The sequence below is a fragment of the Burkholderia sp. ABCPW 11 genome (assembly GCF_001523445.1).
Lineage (GTDB): Bacteria > Pseudomonadota > Gammaproteobacteria > Burkholderiales > Burkholderiaceae > Burkholderia.
The window spans coordinates 1-21,206 of the sequence record NZ_LOVM01000073.1 but is presented as its reverse complement, the minus strand read 5'-3'; the positions used below and the strand labels follow the sequence as shown (position 1 = coordinate 21,206).

At 64.0% G+C, this 21,206-nt stretch carries 17 protein-coding genes; 14 read left to right on the top strand and 3 right to left on the bottom strand.

All coding sequences use genetic code 11. The annotated features are described in order from the left end of the window. Positions 1-7: 7 nt before the first annotated feature. Both WS61_RS24000 and WS61_RS23995 read right to left on the bottom strand, forming a co-directional pair. On the bottom strand, positions 8-2,329 hold the full coding sequence (locus tag WS61_RS24000) for a PA14 domain-containing protein (RefSeq protein ID WP_059504121.1): 2,322 nt from the start codon (positions 2,327-2,329) through the stop codon (positions 8-10). Between the two features lie 382 nt (positions 2,330-2,711). After that, positions 2,712-3,752, bottom strand: coding sequence for a LacI family DNA-binding transcriptional regulator (locus WS61_RS23995; protein ID WP_059504119.1), 1,041 nt, complete (start codon positions 3,750-3,752; stop codon positions 2,712-2,714). Positions 3,753-4,066: 314 nt separating this feature from the next. On the opposite strand from WS61_RS23995, the gene WS61_RS23990 reads away from it, so the two are divergent. The 8 genes from WS61_RS23990 (at position 4,067) to WS61_RS23960 (ending at position 11,237) form a co-directional block, all read left to right on the top strand. Then, complete coding sequence (locus WS61_RS23990; RefSeq protein ID WP_059504117.1) at positions 4,067-4,984, top strand: aldose 1-epimerase; 918 nt, start codon at positions 4,067-4,069, stop codon at positions 4,982-4,984. A 133-nt stretch (positions 4,985-5,117) separates the two neighbouring features. After that, a complete protein-coding gene (locus tag WS61_RS23985) occupies positions 5,118-6,146 on the top strand; it encodes an ABC transporter substrate-binding protein (protein ID WP_080681277.1) in 1,029 nt (342 codons plus the stop codon). A gap of 58 nt (positions 6,147-6,204) precedes the next feature. Next, complete coding sequence (locus WS61_RS23980) at positions 6,205-7,761, top strand: sugar ABC transporter ATP-binding protein (RefSeq protein ID WP_059504115.1); 1,557 nt, start codon at positions 6,205-6,207, stop codon at positions 7,759-7,761. Between the two features lie 33 nt (positions 7,762-7,794). Next, entirely contained in the window at positions 7,795-8,772 is a 978-nt protein-coding gene (locus tag WS61_RS23975; protein WP_095211826.1) for an ABC transporter permease, read from the top strand. Between the two features lies 1 nt (position 8,773). Continuing rightward, complete coding sequence (locus WS61_RS23970) at positions 8,774-9,769, top strand: ABC transporter permease (RefSeq protein ID WP_034205352.1); 996 nt, start codon at positions 8,774-8,776, stop codon at positions 9,767-9,769. A gap of 79 nt (positions 9,770-9,848) precedes the next feature. Then, on the top strand, positions 9,849-10,283 hold the full coding sequence (locus WS61_RS23965; RefSeq protein WP_059504112.1) for a cupin domain-containing protein: 435 nt from the start codon (positions 9,849-9,851) through the stop codon (positions 10,281-10,283). Between the two features lie 292 nt (positions 10,284-10,575). Continuing rightward, entirely contained in the window at positions 10,576-10,713 is a 138-nt protein-coding gene (locus tag WS61_RS35300; RefSeq protein WP_175883728.1) for an HHHH-motif protein, read from the top strand. Between the two features lie 62 nt (positions 10,714-10,775). Beyond that, complete coding sequence (locus tag WS61_RS23960; protein WP_059504110.1) at positions 10,776-11,237, top strand: DUF3761 domain-containing protein; 462 nt, start codon at positions 10,776-10,778, stop codon at positions 11,235-11,237. A gap of 107 nt (positions 11,238-11,344) precedes the next feature. On the opposite strand, the gene WS61_RS23955 is transcribed toward WS61_RS23960, so the two are convergent. Beyond that, complete coding sequence (locus WS61_RS23955) at positions 11,345-12,700, bottom strand: polyhydroxyalkanoate depolymerase (protein ID WP_059504108.1); 1,356 nt, start codon at positions 12,698-12,700, stop codon at positions 11,345-11,347. 286 nt (positions 12,701-12,986) lie between these two features. On the opposite strand from WS61_RS23955, the gene WS61_RS23950 reads away from it, so the two are divergent. The 6 genes from WS61_RS23950 (at position 12,987) to WS61_RS35030 (ending at position 21,075) form a co-directional block, all read left to right on the top strand. Then, positions 12,987-13,649: a glutathione S-transferase family protein gene (locus WS61_RS23950; protein WP_059504106.1), complete on the top strand. Its 663-nt coding sequence runs from the start codon at positions 12,987-12,989 to the stop codon at positions 13,647-13,649. Positions 13,650-13,887: 238 nt separating this feature from the next. Next, complete coding sequence (locus WS61_RS23945) at positions 13,888-15,135, top strand: cyclic nucleotide-binding domain-containing protein (RefSeq protein WP_059504104.1); 1,248 nt, start codon at positions 13,888-13,890, stop codon at positions 15,133-15,135. 12 nt (positions 15,136-15,147) lie between these two features. Next, entirely contained in the window at positions 15,148-15,912 is a 765-nt protein-coding gene (locus tag WS61_RS23940; protein WP_059504102.1) for a flagellar motor protein, read from the top strand. Positions 15,913-15,980: 68 nt separating this feature from the next. Further along, positions 15,981-16,649: an OmpA family protein gene (locus tag WS61_RS23935; RefSeq protein WP_059504101.1), complete on the top strand. Its 669-nt coding sequence runs from the start codon at positions 15,981-15,983 to the stop codon at positions 16,647-16,649. 171 nt (positions 16,650-16,820) lie between these two features. Beyond that, positions 16,821-18,683 carry a methyl-accepting chemotaxis protein gene (locus WS61_RS23930; protein ID WP_059504099.1) on the top strand — a complete coding sequence of 621 codons (1,863 nt, stop codon included), beginning with the start codon at positions 16,821-16,823 and terminating at the stop codon, positions 18,681-18,683. A 520-nt stretch (positions 18,684-19,203) separates the two neighbouring features. Then, on the top strand, positions 19,204-21,075 hold the full coding sequence (locus WS61_RS35030; RefSeq protein ID WP_157692782.1) for an ATP-binding protein: 1,872 nt from the start codon (positions 19,204-19,206) through the stop codon (positions 21,073-21,075). Positions 21,076-21,206: the final 131 nt, after the last annotated feature.

Below are 21,206 nucleotides of genomic sequence, written 5' to 3'. Positions count from 1 at the left end.
GTCATGCCTACTGCTGCGCGAGCGCGTCCGTCAACGGCCGCTGCGCGACACGCACGAGATTGTCGCGGCCCGCACTCGGGCTCGACCATTGCAGATGCATGCTGGCCGGCCCGCTCGCGTGCACGTACTCGACGCGGATCGGCACGTTCCGCTTTGGCGACAGGTGGATGCGGCCCTTCGCGGTCGCGAGCCCCGGCTGCTCCTTGTCGATCACCTGGCGGCCGTCGATCCATACGCGCGCGACGTTGTCGCTCGTCACGCTGAACGTGTAGTTGTCAGCCTTCGGAATGTCGAGCGCACCGGTCCAGCGGATCGCATAGTTCGTCGCATTCATCCCCTTCGACGCGTCAGGCGAGTCGGTGCCGCGTTCGGTATTCAGGTCGAAATCGACCAGCGGCGTGATCGACGAGAACACCGGCGTGGTGAAGGTCGTGTCGTTGTAGTACGTCGCGTTCAGCACGCGCAGCCGTGAGCTGAACGCGCTGGCGAGCGCCTGCACCTCGGCCGTGCTCCACGGGTGGCCGTCGGGGTAGAGCGTGCCCTGGAACGGCGTCGCCGGCTCGACGGTGGCGGGCGCGGAGGCAGTCTGCCCCCAGTGGAAACGGGTGTTCGTGCGGCCGATCATCAGCTCCCATACCAGGAAGCCCGTCTTGCCGCCGTAGGTGGACGCGATGCCGGCCATCGTCTGGCCTGCCTGGCCGCCCGGCCAGCCGCGCTGCAGCGTTTCCGAGTTCAGGCTGTCGAGCAGGCTCGGCGGCAGCGAGTAGTCGGGCGTCGTCGCATTGATCGCGTACGGGTGGAACGCATGGAAGTCGGAGAAGTAATCGCCTTCCGGCTCCTGCACGTTCGGCGAATTGATCGGCTGCGTCGCACCCGCGTTCAGGATCGCGATGCGCGCGTCGTTCATCATCCACGCGCGCGTCGGCTGCAGCGCGCCGTTGCCGCTGCAGCCGGGCTCGTTCATCGGTTCCCAGTACAGGATGCGCGGGTCGTTGCGATGCGCGGACACGAAATCGGCGATGTAGTGCTGCAGGTCCTGCTTGTACGTGGTCGACGCGCCCGCCGCGATCGGCTGCAGATACTGCTGCTCGACCGACTGCCCGGGCGACTGCACCCAGCGGCTGTTGTGCACGCCGAAGATCGGCGCCGGCTGCGGGCCGTACGCGGGATCGACGTGCCAGCAATCGTCGTAGAAGATTGGCGCGACCTTCAGCCCGTGGCGCGCGGCGATCTCGAGCAGGCTGTCGAATTTCGCGAGGAACGCGTCGCGGTCGTTGACCCAGTTCAGGTAGTGCAGGTACACGGTGATCGTGTTCATCCCGTAGGTCTGCGCGTAGTCGAGCTCGCGATCGACGATCGCCGGATCGTAGTTTTGCCAGAAATCGATCGCGTTGACGGCATTCCACGGGTTGTACACGGCACCCACCACGCGCGAGAAATCGTACGTTTTCGGCGCGACGTCCGGATAGCGGCTCACGGTCACGTTGCTGAACGCGACGCTCGCGCCGAAGCGGCGCAGCCCGAACGCGCCCGCGCGCAGCGCGGTCGTCAGGCCGCTCGTCGCGTCGTTGATGCTGATCACCTGCGTACCGTCGACGAACACGTCGATCGCGTTGTTGCGCGTGACGACCTTCAGGTGGTGCGTGCTGCCCGGCACGACCGCGGGCGCCGGGTAGTCGATGAAATCGGTCCAGTTGTTCTGCTCGCGGCCGACCTGCACCACGTGGCGCACCGCGTCGAGCCCGATGTAGTAGCCCGTCAGTGCATCGGTGCCGACCGACGGGTTCGTCACGTGCACGATGAAGCCCGCATTGGCGGTATTCGCGCCCGGCGCCGGCGCGCCGATCGTCACGTCCGCTTCGTACGACGCGTGGCCGTACGCCTGATGCTGCGCGTTGGTGACGAGCTTCGCGCCGTCCGTGCTCGTGCCGTCGATCCGGATCGTGTTCGTGCCGCCGCTCGTCCAGGCCGGCCCGTACGTATCGAAATCGGCGAGCGTCAGCGTTTGCGTGTCGGTCGCGACGGGCGGCGCCGGCGGCGCATACGGCGGCACGCCGCGCGACGACACGCGCAGCGCGGGCGTGGGCCCCGGCAGGCCGAGCGTGACGAGCTGGTTCGGGAAATGCGACGGGCCGCCGTGCCCCATGTTCATGAAATCGCCGGATGCGGCGGCGTTGGCCGTGGCGGCACTGTCGCTGGCTGCGGCATCGGCGGACGCACGCGCGGCGAGCGCCGATGCCGACGGGGCGGACGAATCATCGCCGCCGCACGAGGCGAGCAATACGACGACCGCGAGCGCGGCGGGCTTGAGACGAGACGTGATAGTCATTCTGGACTCCGGATCAATGGGGAGAAGCGGACGACTGGTGACTCGATGCGGATGAAGCGGTGCCCGGACGGCGAGCGTCGCGGCACGGTGTGCGTGTGATGTGCGGACGGCACGGAGCGGGCTGCGCGGCGGGTTCGCGCGCAGTCGCTTCCGGTCACCGTCTCGTCGTGTTGCTGTGTCGTGGCTCGGGGTTCTGCCCGATGCCGGTGCAAGTATAGAAATGCCTGGAAAATATTACTAATAATTTAGTGATGGTGTTTACCCTCGAATGTCCGGCAACGAGGGCGAGCAGAAGGGGGCGACGGCCGCGCGAACACGCTCGGGCGGCGAATGCGCCGCACCGCGTCGTGTGGTGTTCGGAAGGAAGGAGGCTGGGACGCGCTTACGCGCTCGCCGATTGCGCGGCCGTCTCGACGGTCCGCACCGACCCGCGCTCGACCAGCGGCCCGTCCAGCTTGATCGCGCGGCGGCGCACGGGCATCCCGACCGCACGGTTCTGTTCTTCCTGCAGCAGGATCTCGACCGCCCAGCGGCCCAGTTCGTAGTTCGGCAAGACGATCGTCGACAGCGGCGGGTGCGTGTGCCGTGCGATTTCCTGGTCGTCGTAGCCGAGCACCGAAATGTCGTCGGGCACGCGCATCCCGAGATGCTTGACGGCCTCGATCGCGCCGATCGCCATCAGGTCGTTCGCGCAGAAGATCGCGGTGGGCGGGTGCGGCTCGCGCAGCAACGACAGCGTTTGCTCGAAGCCGGTGTCGGAGCCCCAGTCGCCGTCGCGCACGAGTTCCGGCGCGAACGGGATGTCGGCCGTGGCGAGCGCGGTGCGATAGCCTTTCAGGCGATCCTTCGCGGCGTCCTGCCACGGTTCGCCGTTGACGTAGCCGATGCGCCGGTGGCCCGCGCGCAGCAGGTATTCGGTCGCCGCATGGCCGCCCGCGACTTCGGCCGGCACGATCGACGACAGCCCGCTGTCGGTCGTGTAACAGTTGAGCAGCACGGCAGGCACGCGCAGCAGTTCGGCCGGCGGCGCGACCTTGCGCGTGTAGACGGTCGCGTAGACGACGCCGAGCAGGTTCGGCATCGCGAGCACCGATTCGAGCACCTGGCGCTCGATGTCGACGTTGCCGTGGGTCGAGTACACGGCGAGCAGCTTGCCGTTCGCGTAGGCCGCGTCGCGCGCGCCGTCGATGTTGACGACCGGGTGCGGGCTCGTCGAGATTTCGTCGGCGAGATAGACGATCAGGTCGCGCTCGCCGCTGTGCGTCATCGTCACTTCGCGCGGCAGGAAGCGGTAGCCGAGCTCGTGCGCGATCTTCAGCACTTTTTCGCGCGTGGCGTCCGAGAATTTCGTGCCCGCCGCGTTGTTCAGCACGAGGGAGACGGTGGATTGCGACACGCCGGCAAGCTTGGCGATGTCGGTCATCGTGGGGCGACGTTGAGTAGAGCGTTTCACGGTAGGAGCGCGGTCCGGCCTCGGCAGGATGGGCAAATGAAATCGTTGAGGAACAGCGGGTCGGATCAATTCGACACGACGGTAACATCGGCCATTCGGGCCGGCAATCAAGCTTTACGCGGGTTGCGCCGGATGCGTGGATGTCCGGATAATAATATCAACAAATATTATTGACCACGCGGGCGGCGCCGTGCCATCCTTGGCCGCACATGCCCGCGGCCGAATGCTGCACGCCGGCCGGCGGGGTCGTCAGCTTCATCCCGGGATGATCGATGCCGATGGGAATGCCCCGCCACACCGACCTGATCGAACTCGCCAGCGGGTCGACCCGCGTACGCGTCGCGCCGCAGGCCGGCGGATCGATCGCCGCGTACTACGACGAAGCGCCGGACGGCCCGCAGCACTGGTTCCGCCCGACCACCGACGCGGCGCTCGCGAGCGGCGATCCGCTGCGCTTCGCGAGCTTTCCGCTGTTTCCTTACTGCAACCGCATCCGCGACGCGAAGTTCGAATTCGGCGGCCGTACGATCGACCTGTCCGGCCCGGACGACGCGTATCGCCATGCGCTGCACGGGCACGGCTGGCTGCGTCCGTGGCAGGTCGAGCGGCGTGACGACACGCAGGTCGACCTGCGCTTCGAACACCGCCCCGACGCGGGCCGCGCAGGCGACTGGCCGTTCCATTACGAGGCGCGCCAGTCGATCCGGCTGGACGGCCCCGTGCTGTCGATCACACTGTCCGCGCGCAACCTCGGCGCGCAGCCGATGCCGTTCGGCATGGGCCATCACCCGTATTACCTGCGCACGCCGCACACCGTCGTGAAGGCACACGTCGACGCGATGTGGCACGCCGACGCCGACGTGCTGCCCACCCACGTCGGCGATCATCCGGCCGTCGCCGCGCTGTGCAACGGGATGCCGGTCGATGCATTCGAGCTCGACAACAATTTCGTCGGCTGGCGTCGCGAGGCCGCGGTGATCTGGCCGGAGCGCGGCCGGCAGATCGTGCTGCAGGCCGAGCGGCCGTTCGATCAGCTCGTCGTGTACGCCCCGTCGGGCGCCGACGCGCTGTGCGTCGAGCCCGTCACGAACACGACGGACAGCTTCAATGCGGCGGAACCCGCGTCGCTCGTCGGCGGCTGCGTGCTGGCGCCGGGCGAGTCGCTGCAGGCGACGTTGCGGTGGACGCCGGGCCCCGCCTGACGGGTTCGGCGGTACGGGATTATCCCGAGTCGGGCAGGCGATAATATCGAGTAATAATATTAATTCGTGATGCCGCTGCCGCAGGTGTGCCACGGGGCGCGGGCCGATCACGACATCACAACACTTGGAGACGATGATGCCGAGCCGTGCAAAGCTGCAACGTATCGTGGTGACGATGGGGGTGACGCTCGGATGCGTCGCGATCGCGCATGCGCAGGACAATGCGCAGAAGGTCGGCGCCAGCTCCGCGCAGACCTGCACGAATCCGAAGCCGGGCAGCGTGAAGCTGACCGATCTCGTGGTCGGCTTCTCGCAATCGGAGAACGAACAGAATCCGTTCCGCGCGACCGAAACCGCGTCGGTGCGCGCCGCTGCGAAGGCGGCGGGCGTCAAGCGGCTGCTGTATACGAATGCGAACGCGAACCAGGCGAAGCAGGTCGCCGATATCGAAAGCATGATCAACCAGGGCGCGCAGGCGCTAATCGTCGCGCCGAACGATTCGACCGGCCTGCAGCCCGCGCTCGCGCAGGCGCGCGCGAAGGGCATCCCGGTCGTGACGATCGACCGCCAGACGGCCGGCACGCCGTGCCAGGATTTCATCACGTTCCTCGGTTCCGACTTCTTCCGGCAAGGGCAGCGCGCCGCGCAGGCGCTCGCCGATGCGACGGGCGGCAAGGCCACGATCGCCGAGATCCAGGGCGGCTACGGCAATACCGTCGAGAGCCAGCGCACCGACGGCTTCGCCGACGGCCTGAAGAAATTCCCGAACATGAAGATCGTCGCGTCGCAGACCGCGAACTGGTCGGCCACCGAAGCGCAGAAGGTGATGGAGCAGGTGCTCCTCGCGCATCCGGACGTGAACGCCGTCTACGCGCAGGCCGACACGATGGCGCTCGGCGCGATGACCGCGTTGCGGCAGGCCGGCAAGCAGCGCGGCGTGACGGTCGTGTCGATCGACGGCACCAAGGATTTCGTCACCGCGATCGCGAACGGCTCGGCCGCCGCGAGCGTCGAGACGAATCCGCGCTTCGGGCCGCTCGCATTCAAGTCGCTCGAAGCATGGTTCGCCGGCAAGCCGGTCGCGCAGAAGCAGATCATGGAGGACGCGCTGTACGACAAGGCGAACGCGAAGCATTCGCTCGAAGCGAACCTCGTCTACTGATCGGCCGGCAAACGATCGGCAACGGCTCAACCGCTCAACCGCGAACGCGAGGCGCGCGATGGACGCAACGCTTCCCGCCGGACCCGACGCCGGCACCGGCGCCGACGGCAAACCCGTCGTGCTCGAGACGCGCGGCGTCGGCAAGACGTTCGGCGTCGTGCGCGCGCTGACCGGCGTGTCGCTGTCGCTGCGCGCGGGCGAGGTGCACGGGCTGATGGGCGAGAACGGCGCCGGCAAGTCGACGCTGATCAAGATCCTCACCGGCTTTCACCAGCCCGATGCGGGCGAGATCCGTGTCGATGGCGTGCACGTGTCGTTCGACAGCCCGCGTGCCGCGCAGCGCGCGGGCATCTGCGCGGTCTACCAGGAAATCAACCTGATTCCCGAGCGCAGCGTGGCCGAGAACATCTTCCTCGGCCACGAGCCGCGCCGCTTCGGCCCGTGGATCGACCGCCGCGAGATGCGGGCGCGCACCCGCGAGATCGTCGAGCGTTACGGGCTCGACGTCGACCCGGCCGACAAGGTCGGGTCGCTCGGGCTCGGCCAGCAGCAGATGGTGTCGATCGCGCGCGGCGTGTCGCTCGGCGCGCGCGTGCTGATTCTCGACGAGCCGACCTCCGCGTTGAGCGGCGCGGAAGTCGAGGTGCTGTTCGGCGTCGTCGAGCAGTTGCGTGCAACCGGCATCGCGATCGTGCTGGTCAGCCATCGTCTGTCCGAGTGCTACCGGATGTGCGACCGGCTCACCGTGCTGCGCGACGGCGCGGTGGTGCGCAGCGAGTCGCCCGACCGGCTGCCGCGCATGGCGCTGATTTCGGCGATGCTCGGCCGCGAAGTCGGCGCGCACGGCCCGCGCGAACAGGCGGAGGCGGCTGCCGCCGATACGACGCGCGAGCCGGCGCTCGCCGTCGACGGGCTGCGCTGGGGCACGCGCCTGCGCGACGTGTCGTTCCGCGTCGCGCCGAAGGAGATCGTCGGGCTCGCGGGTTTGCTCGGCGCGGGCCGCACCGAGACGTTCAAGGCCGTGTTCGGCGCGCAGCAGCCGGACGGCGGCGCGGTGCGCGTCGGCGGCCGCGCGCTCGACGGTGCCGACCCGGCGCGGGCGATTCGCGCGGGGCTCGCGTTCCTGTCCGAGGATCGCCGCTCGGAAGGGATTTTCTCGAAGCTGTCGGTGCGCGAGAACATCGTCGTGTGCGTGCTGCCGCGCATCGCCCGCTTCGGCTTCATTTCCGTGCGCAAGCAGGAGGCGCTCGTCGAGCGCTACATCCGCGAGCTGGGCATCAAGACGTCGCATGCGGGCGCGCCGATCTCGACGCTGTCCGGCGGCAACCAGCAGAAGGCGCTGATCGCGCGCTGCCTGTCGACCGAGCCGTCGGTGCTGCTGCTCGACGATCCGACGCGCGGCATCGACGTCGGCGCGAAGGCGGAAGTGCACGATCTCGTCAAACGGCTCGCCGACGACGGGCTCGCGGTCGTCGCGACGTCGTCTGAGATGGAAGAGCTGCTCGAGCTGGCCGACCGGCTCGTGATCCTGCACGAAGGGGCGACGAGCGGCGAACTGCCGACGCGCGGCGCGAGCCCCGACGACGTGACCGCGTTGCTCGCGAACCAGACGTAACGCACCGCACATCGACCCGAGGATGAGGAAAGCGTGAATCTTGCCAACCTGATGAGCGAACCGGACCAGGCCCGCCGCACGTCGCGCCGCTCGCTGTTCGCGCAGGCGCGCGAGCACAGCGTGTATCTCGCGTTCGTCGCGCTCGCCACCTTCAACCTGATCGTCACGCCCGGGTTCTCGAATCCGCTCGCCGCGCGCAGTCTGCTGTTCCAGGCCGCGCCGATCGTGCTGATCGCACTCGGGCAGAACCTCGCGATCGCCACGCGCGGGATCGACCTGTCGGTCGGCTCGGTGATGGCGCTCTCCAGCGCGATCATCGCCATATGTTTGCCGTACGGCACCGGCGCGGCGTTCGCGGCGGCGATTGCGATCGGCCTCGCGGCCGGCCTGTTCAACGGCGGGCTCGTCGCGCGGCTCGGCATCGATCCGCTGATTTCCGGGCTGGCATTGCTGGTCGCCGCGCGCGGGCTGGCGCAGGCGTTGCTCGGCGGCTCGCGCGTGAGCCTGCCGCCGTCCGATGCGTTCGATTTCGTCGGCATCGGTACGTTGTTCGGGCTGCCTGTCGTGATGCTGATCGCGCTCGCGTGCGCGGCGATCGTGTTCTTCGTCGTGCGCAACACGACCTTCGGGCGCTACACGATACTCGTCGGCGCGAGCCGCGATGCCGCGCATCTCGCCGGCGTGCCCGTGCGGCGCACGCTGCTGGCCGTCTATGCGGCAAGCGGTGCATTGGCCGGGCTGGCCGGCCTCTTTGCCACCGCGCGGCTCGGCGCGGGCGATCCGAACTATGTCGGCGTGAACTTCGAACTCGATGCGATCGCCGCATCGGTGATCGGCGGCACGCCGCTGTCCGGCGGGCGCGTGTCGATCGTCGGCACCGTGTTCGGCGTACTGCTGCTGCAACTGCTCGATGCCAGCTTCATCATGAACAACATCAGCTACACGTATGCGCAGATTCTGAAGGCCGCGTTCATCCTCGGCGCGTTGTACCTGCAACGCTCGGGAGCCTGACATGTCGACCGCGCCGATCTCCCCGTCCACCGCGCACGATGCCGGCCGTGCGCGCCGCGCGCAGTTCGTCCGGCTCGTGCAGGCGCGCGGCGCGATCGCGATCCTCGTGCTCGTGTGCCTGATCGCCGGCCGCGTGTTTCCGCACTTCCTGAGCGCGCCGAACCTGCTCGACATCGTCGCGGCCGCCGCGTTCGTCGCGCTGATCACGATCGGGCAGAGCTTCGTGATCATCCTCGGCGGGTTCGACCTGTCGGTCGGCTCGCTCGTCGGGCTCGGCACCGTGATCGCCGCGTATGCGGCGCCATATGGCTGGGGCGCCGCGCTGGCCGCGCCCGTTGGCGTCGGCCTGATCGTCGGGCTCGTGAACGGCTGGCTGATCGCACGCGCGCGGATGGCGCCGTTCATCGTCACGCTCGCCGCGTTGCTCGGGTTGAAAGGGCTGTCGCTCGTGCTCGCGAGCCAGGACATGCTGATCGCGAACCCCGGCTTCTTCGCGACGATCGCGAACGGCTCGCTGTTCGGCATCGGCAATCTCGTGTGGATCGTGCTCGTCGCGTATCTCGTCGCCGCGTTCGTGCTGAATCACACGCGCTACGGCGCGGGCGTGTTCGCGATCGGCGGCAACGAGGAGGCGGCGCGCATGCTCGGCGTGAACGTCGAAGGGCTCAAGGTCGTCACGTACGGGTTGAGCGGCGCGCTGGCGGGGCTGGCCGGTGCGCTGCTTGCGTCGCGGCTTGATTCGGGGTTGCCGGGCGCCGGCAACAGCTACGAGCTGCAATCGATCGCGGCCGCGGTGATCGGCGGCGTGCTGCTGACGGGTGGCGTCGGCACGCTGTTCGGTCCGCTCGCGGGCGTGCTGCTGCTCGGCGTGATCGAGAACGTGATCAACCAGGTCGGCACGTTGAGCCCGTACTATCAGAACCTCGCGAGCGGTGCGTTCCTGCTGCTCGCGGTGATCGCGCAGACGCTGCTGACCGGCAAGCGGCGCAAGCGGTGACGCGCCCGGTTTCGTGCCGCCGCAAACTGGAACGCTAAATGCTTGTCTCGCGTCATCCTTTCGATGAAGGAGCACCGCGATGAGCACGCCGACCACCACCGCTTTTTCCCACGTGAAGCCGCAGGACACCGCCTATCGAGGCGAGGGCTTGCGCGACTTCTTCCTGTACCGCGATCTCGGCATCGCCGCCGCGACGAACGGCAAGGTCGTCGCGCAACTCGTCAGGGCCAATCATGCACCGACGGCGGGCACCGGATGGCACCGTCACGAGGCCGAATTCCATATCGTGATCATGCTGAAGGGCTGGGCGCGCTTCATGTACGGCGAACAGGAAACGCTGGTGGCGGCCGGCGACTGCGTGCACCAGGCGCCGGGGATCGTCCACTACCTGTTCGATTACTCGCCTGACATGGAGTACCTGGAGATTGTCGGGCCTGCCGACTTCAAATCGATCGACGTCGACGGCCCGTGCGCGGTGCCGGAGCCGACGCCGTGGGGCGAGGTCGGTGCGTAGCTTTCCGGTTGGGTGTGCGTTTTCGACGGACCGCCTGCATTCAGGCGGTTTTTACTGTCGCGCTGACCTTCGGAAACTGCTTTCCGCTTCGACACATTCCTTCGAATTCCAAACGATCGAGAAGCTGAAGAACCAGAAAGAAAAGAAAGACGTTCGTCAGCTTCGAGCGTCGACAGGCGATGCGATGTCAAAGATCGTCAATTGCACGCAGGTGCGGTGCACGGCGTGTCGACGCCCGGCGTTAAGGAGGTACGGCCGGACCACCGGCTGACCTATCCGGGAGAGTGTCACCATGAACCGCATCGCGAAGATCCTGACCGCCACCGCACTGGCTTGCGCCGTGCTCGCGCCGGCCCTGGCCGAAGCGCATTCGCACCGCGTGTGCCATTTCGATCATCACCACCATCGCGTGTGTCGCTGGGTGCGGTAACCGTCGCTGTTCCCGGGAATGCCCCGGACGCTTTCGTCATTCAGGCAAATCAGGAGAGGACCATGAAAAAAACGATGTTGATCGCCGCGCTGGTCGCCGGCATGGGTGTGTCGATCGGTGCGTTCGCGCAGGTTCCGGCCAGCGCGCCGGCCGGTACGACCGGTCTGTGCAAGGACGGCTCGTTCTACTCGGGCGCATCGAAGAAGGGCGCATGCGCGGGCCACAAGGGCGTGAAGGCGTGGTACGGCGCATCGGCCGCTGCCGCGGCGAGCGCACCGGCTGCGGCGCCGGCAACGGCGGCCTCCGCTGCGCCGGCATCGGGCGCAGCACCGGCGAAGAGCGCGGCCACGACGGCTGCGGCGCCGGGCGGCGGCGCCGGCAAGGTGTGGGTGAACGACAGCACGAAGGTCTATCACTGCTCGACCGACAAGTACTACGGCAAGACGAAGCACGGCAGCTACATGTCGGAAGCCGACGCGAAGGCGAAGGGCTACCACGCGTCGCACGGCAAGGCTTGCTCGTAACGAGCGAGCCCGGCGCGCGAACGGTTTCGCTCGTGCGCCGTCCGAATGCTGCAGCAACCATCGCCCCGCCGCTCCGGCGGGGCGATTCACTGTGGCGCCAACCGCGTTCAGTGCGCGTGATCCGATTGCGTTTCGGCCGCCGCGTCGGCTCCGGATGCACGTGCATCGAGCAACGCGCGCAGCGTGACGTAGTGCGCGCCGCTCGTGTCGCGCTGCGCATCCGCGGTGCGATCGTACGGCTCGTTGTCGTGGATCGTCGCCCGTACGATCGGATAGATCTGCGTTTCCCACCGGCTGCCGTTGAACACGCCGTAGTGCCCCACGCCCGTCTGTACATGGTGCGTCTTCAGGTACGACGGCAACCCCGAACACAGTTCCTGTGCCGCCACCGTCTGGCCCACGGCGCAGATATCGTCCTTTTCGCCTTCGATCGTCAACAGCGCGGTGCGATGAATCGCCGCCGGTTCGACGAGCGTGTCGCCCACCGACAGCTCGCCGCGCGCGAGCGCGTACTGCTGGAATACCTTCTCGACCGTTTCCAGATAGAACTCCGCGGTGAGATCGGCCGTCGCGAAGTATTCGTCGTAGAAGTGCCGCAACGTATCGGCTTTCGCGGGGTCGCCTTTCGCGCGTTCGTAGTACAGATCGGCGAACGACGCCGCATGCCGGTCCGGGTTCATCGACATGAACGCGCCGACCTGCACGAAGCCCGGATACACGCACCGCTGCGCGCCGACGAAACCCGCCGGTACCACGCTGATCAGGTTGCGCGCGAACCATTCGATCGGCCGGCTCGTCGCGAGCGCGTTGACCTTCGTCGGATTCACGCGGCAGTCGATCGGGCCGGCCATCAGCGTCAGGCTCGCCGGTTGCGCGGGATCGCCGCCGGCCGCCATCAGCGCGACGGCCGCCAGCGACGCGACGGTCGGCTGGCAGATCGCCAGCACGTGCGCGTCCGGGCCGATGTGGCGGATGAAGTCGATGACGTGCATGACGTACTCGTCGAAACCGAAGCGCCCGGCCGCCAGCGGGATGTCGCGCGGGTTGTGCCAGTCGGTGATGTACACGTCGTGGTCGGCCAGCATCGTGCGCACCGTGCCGCGCAGCAGCGTCGCGAAGTGCCCGGACATCGGCGCGACGATCAGCACGCGCGGCTGGCGCGCGACCGGCCGAGCCTTGCGGAAATGCAGCAGCGTCGCGAACGGCGTCGTTGTCGCCGCTTCCTCGACGATCGGCACCGTTTCGCCATCGACGACGACCGACGCGATCCCGAACGGCGGACGCCGGTGCGAGAACGCGCAGCATTCGAGCAGCTCGCACAATGCGTCGACCATGCGGCCCGTCGGTGTCGACGTCGCCGGCGGCCACAGCGACATCGTCGCGCGCGTGGCGGCGGCCCATGCACGCGCCGGGCGTAGGCATTCCGCAGACCATTGATAAAACGGATAGGCAAGCAGGTTCATGACCGTCGCTCGTGACGCCGCATTACAGGGAACGAGGCAAGCCGTATGCCAGCGTGACGCTGGCACGCGCGTTGCAGCGGTTCGGGAGCGCGGCGGCACGCGCGGGACGTGATGACGGAGGGGAAGGTCACGCGCTGCCTTGCCGGCCGGGCGTGCGACACGTGCCGCGATGCCGTGCGACGTTGCGCCGGTTCGGCGAACGGACCGCACAGACGTGGTGCGGCCGGTCATGCGGTGCGTCCGTTTACGGTGCAGGGGCACGAACGACATTCAGCAGGGGAGCGACATGGAATCCAACGCACGGACGACGCTGACCATCAGCAGCCGCAATTACTCGTCGTGGTCGATGCGCGGCTGGCTGCTCGCGAAGCTGAGCGGGCTCGCGTTCGAGACGATCAGCGTCCCGATCGACGCCACGTCGCGCGCGGAGCTGCTGCTGCTGTCGCCGTCGATCCTCGTGCCGTGCCTGACGCACGACGGCAATGCGGTGTGGGACACGCTCGCGATCGCCGAATACCTGAACGAGATCCGGCCGCAGGCGCGGCTGCTGCCCGACGACCGGCATGCACGCGCGCATTGCCGGTCGATCTGCGGCGAGATGCATTCCGGCTTCAGCGCGTTGCGATCCGCGCTGCCGATGAACCTGCGCGGGCATTTCCCCGGCTTCCGGATCTGGTCGCGCGCGCAGCACGACATCGAGCGGATCGTGACGATCTGGCGCGAGTGCTTGGCCGAGTACGGCGGCCCCTGGCTGTTCGGTGCGCAAATCGGCATCGCCGACGCGATGTATGCGCCGGTCGTCACGCGCTTCCTGACCTACGACGTGAAGCTCGAACCGGACGTCGCCGAGTACTGCATGCGCGTGCTCGCGCATCCGTTCGTCGCCGAGTGGATCGACGCGGCGAAGGCCGAGCACGAAGACATCGACGAACTCGACATGGAGTTCTGACCCGACGCGGGCGGCGGCGGGCTTTCAATTTCGCTACACGCGCGGTGGGCGAAACGAACGATCGATGCGCCTGCGCGATCCGCAAACGTTTTCCCTTGATTTCGGTTCGGAACGAGGACGAATTCCCTAAAGGATGTTGCGCCCGATGACGTAAACGAGTCACGGGGACGACTCGCGATCGCACGCTTCAGACTTGCGACGCGCAGTCCGCAACAACCAGCGCAGCAGGGGAATCGACTTGAATCGTCAGCAATCGTGGACGCGTACCGCGGCGCCCGGAGAAATCATTTACTCGGAGGGCTTCGCGGGCGAGCCCGTCATCTTCCTGATTACCGACGGCAAGGTCGAACTGTCCACGCGCTGCGACGACAAGCGCGTGATCGTCGCGACGCTCGGCCGCGGCGAGTTCTTCGGCGAATCGGCGCTGCTCGCCGCCGAACCGCGCGCGCATACCGCGAAGGCGCTTTCGTTCTGTCAGCTCACGGTCGTGCCCGCCGGCATGCTCGATGAAGAGATCGAGCGTGTGTCCGCGCTGCTGCGCCATATCGTGCGCACGATGATTCGCCGTGTGAAGCGCAAGGACGACCAGCTTGCGACCTACACCCATGCGGATTTCATGCCGGGCGTGCTGTCGTATGCACACGTGCTGTCGCTGATGGCCGGCGCCGACGCGCGCGAAGCCGGCGACACGTGGGCGCGCCGGCCGATGCAGGCGCATGCGGCCGAGACGTCCGTGCCGCTCGCCGACGTGATCCGCAAATGCCGCGCGATCGCCGGCCATTCGAGGCCGCACGTGCTTGCGATGCTGCGGCGCATGGAGAAGCTCAACCTCGTCACGATCGAAGCCGCGCAGGCCGACGGTGGCGGCGCGGCCGACTATGCGGCATCGTCGGATGCGCGCCAGGTCGTCACGTTCGACGCCGCACGTGTGATCGACCGCGCGCAGCAGGTCGCCGATCACGATCTCGACCTGTCGATCAACAGCGAACTCGAACTCATCGAACTGGCCGATCTCGAATCGCTGATCGGCGTCGACAAAACGCTGCTGCTCAACAAGCTGTCGAACGGCGAGATCGCGGAAGAAGTGTTCGCGTTTCGCAAATCGAAGGTGCTCAGCTACGTCGAACAAAAGGGCGTCGCGTATTTCTCGCGCCGCAACGCGCGCCGCGGCGGCGACGTGCGCGCGCTCGAAGATCTCGTGTGGATCGACCCGCGCACGCTGTTCGACGTGATCAGCGCGTTCGATACCTACGATCTCGCGAAGTTGATCGCGAACCTCGACGATCGCGCGGTGGCTGACAAGCTGTTTTCCGTGATGACCGAGGCACGACGCAACGAGGTGTCGTGGGTGATGCGCCGCGAACTCAAGCTCGATCCGGTCGAGATCGACGAGATCGAGCAGCGCGTGCTGGAGGCCGTCCGCGCTGCGAAGGCGCCGGTGACGAGTGCGGCGTCCGTCGCGTCGACTTCGTCGTCGGACGCTTGATACGGGGCGCGTATGGATCTCTTGACTCTGGTCGGTGTGGTGCTGGGCGGCGCGGCGATCGTGTTCGGGTTCGCGCTGGAAGGCGGACACTTCTCGATGCTGTTCCAGTTCGAGGCGCTCGTGATCGTGCTCGGCGGCACGCTCGGCGCGGTGATGATCCAGAACACGTGGGCGCGCTTCTTCGACGCGGTGGAGCAGTTGCGGCTCGCATTCGTGCGCGCACGCGAGGTCGATCGCAAGAACCTGTCCGACCTGCTCGAATGGGGCGACCGCGCAAAGCTCGACGGGCTGCTCGCGTTCGAATCGATGGACGTGAGCGGGATTCATCCGTTCGCGCGACGCGGGCTCGAACTACTGGCGAACGGCGTGTCGACCGCGGTGCTCGAGGATGCGTTGCAGCGCGAACTCGACGCGTACGAACGCAGCCGCCTCGCGGCCGTGCGCGTGTGGCAACAGGCCGGCGGCTATGCGCCGACCTTCGGCATTCTCGGCTCGGTGCTCGGGCTCGTGCAGGTGACGAGCCATATTCTCGAACCGGCTCAGCTCGGGCCGGGCATCGCGGTCGCGTTCCTCGCGACGCTGTACGGGCTCGCGTTTGCGAACCTCGTGTTTCTGCCGCTGTACGGCAAGCTGCGCGCGCAGATCGACAGCGAGATGCGATTCCGCAAGCTCTATCTCGACGGCTTGCTCGCGATTTCGCGCAAGGAGTCGCCGCATACGATCGAGACGCGGTTGACCGGCGATGTGCGCGGGCGGGCGGCGGATTCGCTCGCGTGATGTTCGTGCGCTTTGTGCTTGCGTGTATCTGCACCAGTACCGTATGACGAACCCGGATTCACGACAGCATGACTGCTAGAACCGATGGCGCATCCGCTGCCGATCGCGACGATGACGAACTCGAAGGCGCGCAGTCCGGCCGCTGGCTGATCTCGTACGCGGACCTCATCACGACGCTGATGGTGCTGTTTCTCGCGCTGTATGTGCTGCAGCTCGCGAAATACAACGCGCTCGATGCAAGGTATCAGACGCTTGCGCGGCAGGCCGGTGGTGCTTCTCATGCTACCGATGTTGCTACGCCCGCTCATGCGCCACCATGGCTCGCGTTGCTCGATTCGTTGAAGTCGAATGGACGCATTTCACTGGTGAAGGCGCCGCACGGCGTCGAGATCGGTATCGACGCGAAGATCCTGTTCAACGTCGGTGATGCGCGCTTGCTGCCCGATTCGTCGCCGGTGCTGAACCAGATCGCGCAGGCACTGAGCGCGCATGCAACCGGCGACATTCTCGTCGAAGGTCACACCGACAGCGTGCCGATCGCGAACGCGAAGTATGAATCGAACTGGGAGCTTTCGTCGGCGCGCGCGGGGAGTGTGGTGCGCTATCTGACCGAGTGCGGTGTTGCGCCGCATCGGCTGGCGGCGATCGGGCGGGCGGATACGCAACCGCTTGTTGCGGGGGATGATGCGGCTTCGAGGGCGCGAAACCGGCGCGTCACGATCTTCGTTGCGTATTGATCAGCGCGTCGTATTTGCGTTGCCTTCGTCTATATAGGCGGCCGCATATGCCCGCCCGTCAACGACATAACGAATCTCGAATGATCGCTATCTGAAATCAGCGATGCGTTTCTGCACCTGCCTGCCGATAACCCAATCTGGCTCAGACTGAGCGGTTATCGAGGGTTCCCCATGCATTTCTGGCGCAAGCTTTCCATTCAGAACAAGCTGATTCTCAGCATGACGAGTTGCCTGCTCGTGTTCGTCGCGATTTCGAGCGGGCTCAGCGTTCGCCTGATCGGCAACGCGGTGCGCGATCGCGTCGTCCGCGAAGAGTTGCCGACCGCCGTCAACGGCATCCGCGCCGACGTGCAGCGCCAGATGGCCGGCCCGATCGCCGCGTCGCGCATTCTGGCGCGCGATGCGTTCCTGCTGCAATGGGAAGCCGATGGCGAACCCGACGCCGGCACGCGCAACTGGATTCAGCTCGCGAAGAACGTGAAGGACGAGCAGAAGGCCGCGTCCGTGCAGTGGGTGTCGGTGAAGAGCGGCAACTACTACAACGAAGCCGGCCTGCAGCGGAAGGTGACCGACAAGGATCAGTGGCTGACCAGCTTCCTGTCGTCGGGCAAGGCGTACGACGTGAACATGGATCGCGAGGTGACCGTCGGCGGCTACATGATGTTCATCAACAGCCGCGTGGAACTCGACGGCGTGCCGATCGGCGCGGCGTGCATGAGCCTGTCCGTCGATGCGCTCGCGAAGGGCATCTCGGCTTACCGGATCGGCGAGACCGGGTTCGCGTATCTCGTGCGGCCCGACGGCGCGATCATGATGCATCGCGATACGTCGCTGATCGATGGCAAGCATTTCCTCAAAGATGAACCGGGGCTGCCGGGCGATGCGTCGTCCACGTTGCTTGCGGGCAAGCCGTATGCGTACCTCAGCTACGAGGGAGATGGCGGCGCGCGCTTCATCGCGACGTCGTTCATTCCAGAGTTGAATGCGTATGTGGTCGTTCAGGTGCCGCAGGCCGAACTGCTCGGGCCGGTGACGCGCGCGATTCGCAGCGCGGCGCTAGTCGCGGCGGTGGTGGGCCTCGGGGTTGCGCTGCTCGTAATCTGGCTGGTGGGGCGCGCGATTGCTGCGCCGATCAGACGTGCGGCTACGCTGTTGTCGGAGATCGCCAGCGGTCAGGGTGATTTGACACGCCGGATGACTGTCGAGAGCGAGGACGAGATCGGACAGTTGTCGGAGGCGTTCAACCGGTTCGTGTCGTCGCTGTCGACGCTCGTTCATCGGATTCGGGCGGCTTCGGCTTCGATTGCGACCGGGTCGGCGCAGATTGCTTCGGGGAATGCGGATTTGAGCGAGCGCACCGAAGGGCAGTCGAGCAACCTGGAGCGGACGGCTTCGTCGATGGAAGAGATCACGGCCGTGGTGCGTAACAACACCGAGACGGCGACGACGGCCGCGAAGATGATCAACGGCGCGGCGGATACGGCGGCGCGCGGCGGGCAGGTGGTGGGCGAGGTCGTGACGACGATGGAGCAGATCAGTGACGCTTCGCAAAGGATTTCCGAGATCATCGTGATGATCGACAGTATCTCGTTTCAGACGAATATTCTGGCGTTGAATGCTGCAGTGGAGGCGGCGCGGGCGGGGGAGCAGGGGCGTGGGTTTGCTGTTGTGGCTTCGGAGGTGCGGAATCTGGCGCAGCGCAGTGCGCAGGCGGCGAAGGAGATTAAGTCGCTGATCGAGCATAGCGCGGGGACGGTGGGTGCCGGGTCGCGGCTCGTTAGTGAGGCGGGGAAGGTGATGAGCGATGTTGTTTCGCAGGTTCAAGGCGTTAGCGCGATGATGAGCGAGATTGCAGAGGCTAGCCTGGAGCAGAGTGCCGGGATCGATCAGATCGGGGATGCGGTGCAGTCGCTCGATCAGATGACGCAGCAGAATGCTGCGCTGGTCGAGGAAAGTGCGGCTGCGGCGGAGAGTTTGAGGCAGCAGGCGGCGGAATTGACGAGGCTGGTTTCGGCTTTTAAGGTGGATGAGTAAGGGCTGACTTGAGGTTCGGGATTGGCGTTTCTGAGGACGGCTGCCGTGGGGGCACGGCAGCCGTTTTTTATATGTCGATTCGGGACTCGGAGACGCTTGTCAAAGGAAACACATTTCGAGGGTAAAGGTTGGAGCAGAGATGGCATAGCTCGTCGTCATTGCCACGGTGAGGGGGAAGGCTTTTGCGCAGGCGGGGTAACATGCAGAGTGTTGTTCCTGACGACGGGATGACGGACAGACAGGATGTGTTGTTCATGAGTTCGGATGATGGGGAGGTCGCTGTCATTCCTTGAGAATCGCTATAAGTTTAACTGGGGAATCTCGGCCAGGATATTTTGGGAGTTTCCCGCTGTGGCCCTTGCGATGCTAGATGCGCTGGCAGTAAAGTGTACTTTCAGTAAAATTTCAAATAGGAGGGGTGCGAGAGCGGCAATGTGATTCGTTTCGAATGGGCGGAGATTGGATTGCGCGTAGCCCTATGGGCAGTTGGCCAAAGTTTATTGTTATAAATGGATAAAAAGTGAAGCCATCGATTGAATTTAAGCATGTTCTCGGGGAATTGTCGGTAAATAGAAATGATCCATGCGAAGTCATACGGGAGCTTATCTCCAATTCTTATGACGCAAACGCGAAGAATTTATTCTATGCCGCCTTGCAAGATACAAATGGATTTATATTTTTCGATGATGGGGAGGGGCTTAGTACTGAAAAAAAGATAAATGGGATAACTCCGTGGGAAGCATTTTTTTCGATTGGGAAATCCACGAAAAAGAAGGGCGATGCGATTGGTTACAAGTGTCAGGGTTCGAAATTATGCTTCGCGTGTGCAAGAATCTTTGTGGCATCAAAAATATCAAAAAAATCCAATCAATGGAATTATAAGATTGTAGAGAATCCTAGAAACAATTTAGATGTGGATTACGATATCGATCCAACTAAAACATCTGATATATCAGAAGAGATTAGGGGCTTCATCGGGACCGTATCATCGGCTACATCCAAGGCGTTGGAGGCGCTTGAGAAATTTACTGCGTCGCCAGAAACGGGAACCGGAACTCTTATAATAATTGGTGGTCTTGATACTGAGAATTTCGGTAAATATTTCACCATGAATGCAAAGGCCCCGGAATCTTATTTGTATAATTACATTCGGTTCTATACGCGCCATGGTGACATTCGGAAGATAACTACTGATCAAGGCTTTACTGCTAATCAAATTGCGCAGATTGCGCAACCGGCAGCAGCCAATTTTAGTGTTTTCTCCAATAAAAAACTCTTCTCGATTCCGTTTGGTTATCCCTATCTTGATACGATGGATGCGGATGTTAATGTTAAGACACCGTCCCAGGTTTCGAGACTTCGAGATGGTCGATTTTCTAGTCGTTCAGCAAAATCATTTTCGGTTGGTGGTAATAAATACTCGATTGTGTTTTCCGTTGATGGAAACCGTCGAGCACATGAGGAATACGCGAATCTTGCAAGAAAGGGGCAGAGCAAGTCCGGTATTAAATTGAGTGACCATCGTGGGGTATTTGTATCGGTAAAGGGGATAAAGATATGCAAATATCTGGATCTTCTGTTGTCTCTGGAGGATTACTCGATTCTCTCCGAGGGGGATAGTCCTAGCCATTACGCTATCATCATCGACGGCGATTTTGATCTGGTCACAAATAGGAATGCATTAAGCAAGAAGGCTTACGATACGCTGTCCGATCCGGAATTTATTAAGAAGGTAAAGGAATTTCTGGATGCGCAAAGGACGAAGGACAAGATATTTTCAGAATTGGTTTCTCGGCTTCGAAGGGAGAGTTCTGAGAATCTCCTGAATGAGCAAATAGAAATTTTAAATGAGTCGAGGAATAATCTAAAACGCCGAGAGCGATTTAGAATCGAAGATCTTTCTGGGAAACGCCATCTGTTCTTGTCTCCACTCCCGGGCGAGGAGTATTTGGTTGGAGTGCTCTATGCGATGTTGGGTTATTTTGTTCCTGCGGATTCTGATTATCGGGAATATTGGAGGCAAATTATAACCTTCTCGACGCAGGGTATTGATAGTTTGGCTTATATCGATCCTGACTCAAATAATCCATTGAAGGCTGAAAATATTCAGGCAGTAGAGTATAAGTACGAATTTAATAATTTCGGCCCATTTAATCATGCGCTTGCTGTGGTTGATTGCATAGTTGCATGGGAGGTGAACGTTGATTTGAGTAATCCTATTCGGGATTCATTCACTTGCTTTGGTAAGATTAGGGAGACGGATATTCCATTTGTGTGGGAAATTCACGATATTGAAAACGATGAAGGGGGGGAGTACCCGACAGTGGTTCGAGTGATTGAGCTTAAGGAGCTTATACGCCAAACCTTCGGCACGGATTTCAAATCTCCCTGAATCCGGAGGCGGCGGAAGCTACGCGCTAGAACTGAAGATTTTGCTGGATTTAGTTGTATTAGCCGGGACTTGATCTGACAGGTAGTCGGGCCGACAAAGAACGAGTCATCAATGGGGGATGAGTTTCTCCT

What these genes read in the sequence shown, in the direction of transcription:
- WS61_RS23955 (WP_059504108.1), bottom strand. Translation starts at nt 12,700, where the DNA reads ATGAACCTGCTTGCCTATCCGTTTTATCAATGGTCTGCGGAATGCCTA.
- WS61_RS23930 (WP_059504099.1), top strand. Translation starts at nt 16,821, where the DNA reads ATGCATTTCTGGCGCAAGCTTTCCATTCAGAACAAGCTGATTCTCAGC.
- WS61_RS23995 (WP_059504119.1), bottom strand. Translation starts at nt 3,752, where the DNA reads ATGACCGACATCGCCAAGCTTGCCGGCGTGTCGCAATCCACCGTCTCC.
- WS61_RS35300 (WP_175883728.1), top strand. Translation starts at nt 10,576, where the DNA reads ATGAACCGCATCGCGAAGATCCTGACCGCCACCGCACTGGCTTGCGCC.
- WS61_RS23970 (WP_034205352.1), top strand. Translation starts at nt 8,774, where the DNA reads ATGTCGACCGCGCCGATCTCCCCGTCCACCGCGCACGATGCCGGCCGT.
- WS61_RS24000 (WP_059504121.1), bottom strand. Translation starts at nt 2,329, where the DNA reads ATGACTATCACGTCTCGTCTCAAGCCCGCCGCGCTCGCGGTCGTCGTA.
- WS61_RS23985 (WP_080681277.1), top strand. Translation starts at nt 5,118, where the DNA reads ATGATGCCGAGCCGTGCAAAGCTGCAACGTATCGTGGTGACGATGGGG.
- WS61_RS23950 (WP_059504106.1), top strand. Translation starts at nt 12,987, where the DNA reads ATGGAATCCAACGCACGGACGACGCTGACCATCAGCAGCCGCAATTAC.
- WS61_RS23980 (WP_059504115.1), top strand. Translation starts at nt 6,205, where the DNA reads ATGGACGCAACGCTTCCCGCCGGACCCGACGCCGGCACCGGCGCCGAC.
- WS61_RS23960 (WP_059504110.1), top strand. Translation starts at nt 10,776, where the DNA reads ATGAAAAAAACGATGTTGATCGCCGCGCTGGTCGCCGGCATGGGTGTG.
- WS61_RS23940 (WP_059504102.1), top strand. Translation starts at nt 15,148, where the DNA reads ATGGATCTCTTGACTCTGGTCGGTGTGGTGCTGGGCGGCGCGGCGATC.
- WS61_RS23965 (WP_059504112.1), top strand. Translation starts at nt 9,849, where the DNA reads ATGAGCACGCCGACCACCACCGCTTTTTCCCACGTGAAGCCGCAGGAC.
- WS61_RS23935 (WP_059504101.1), top strand. Translation starts at nt 15,981, where the DNA reads ATGACTGCTAGAACCGATGGCGCATCCGCTGCCGATCGCGACGATGAC.
- WS61_RS23990 (WP_059504117.1), top strand. Translation starts at nt 4,067, where the DNA reads ATGCCCCGCCACACCGACCTGATCGAACTCGCCAGCGGGTCGACCCGC.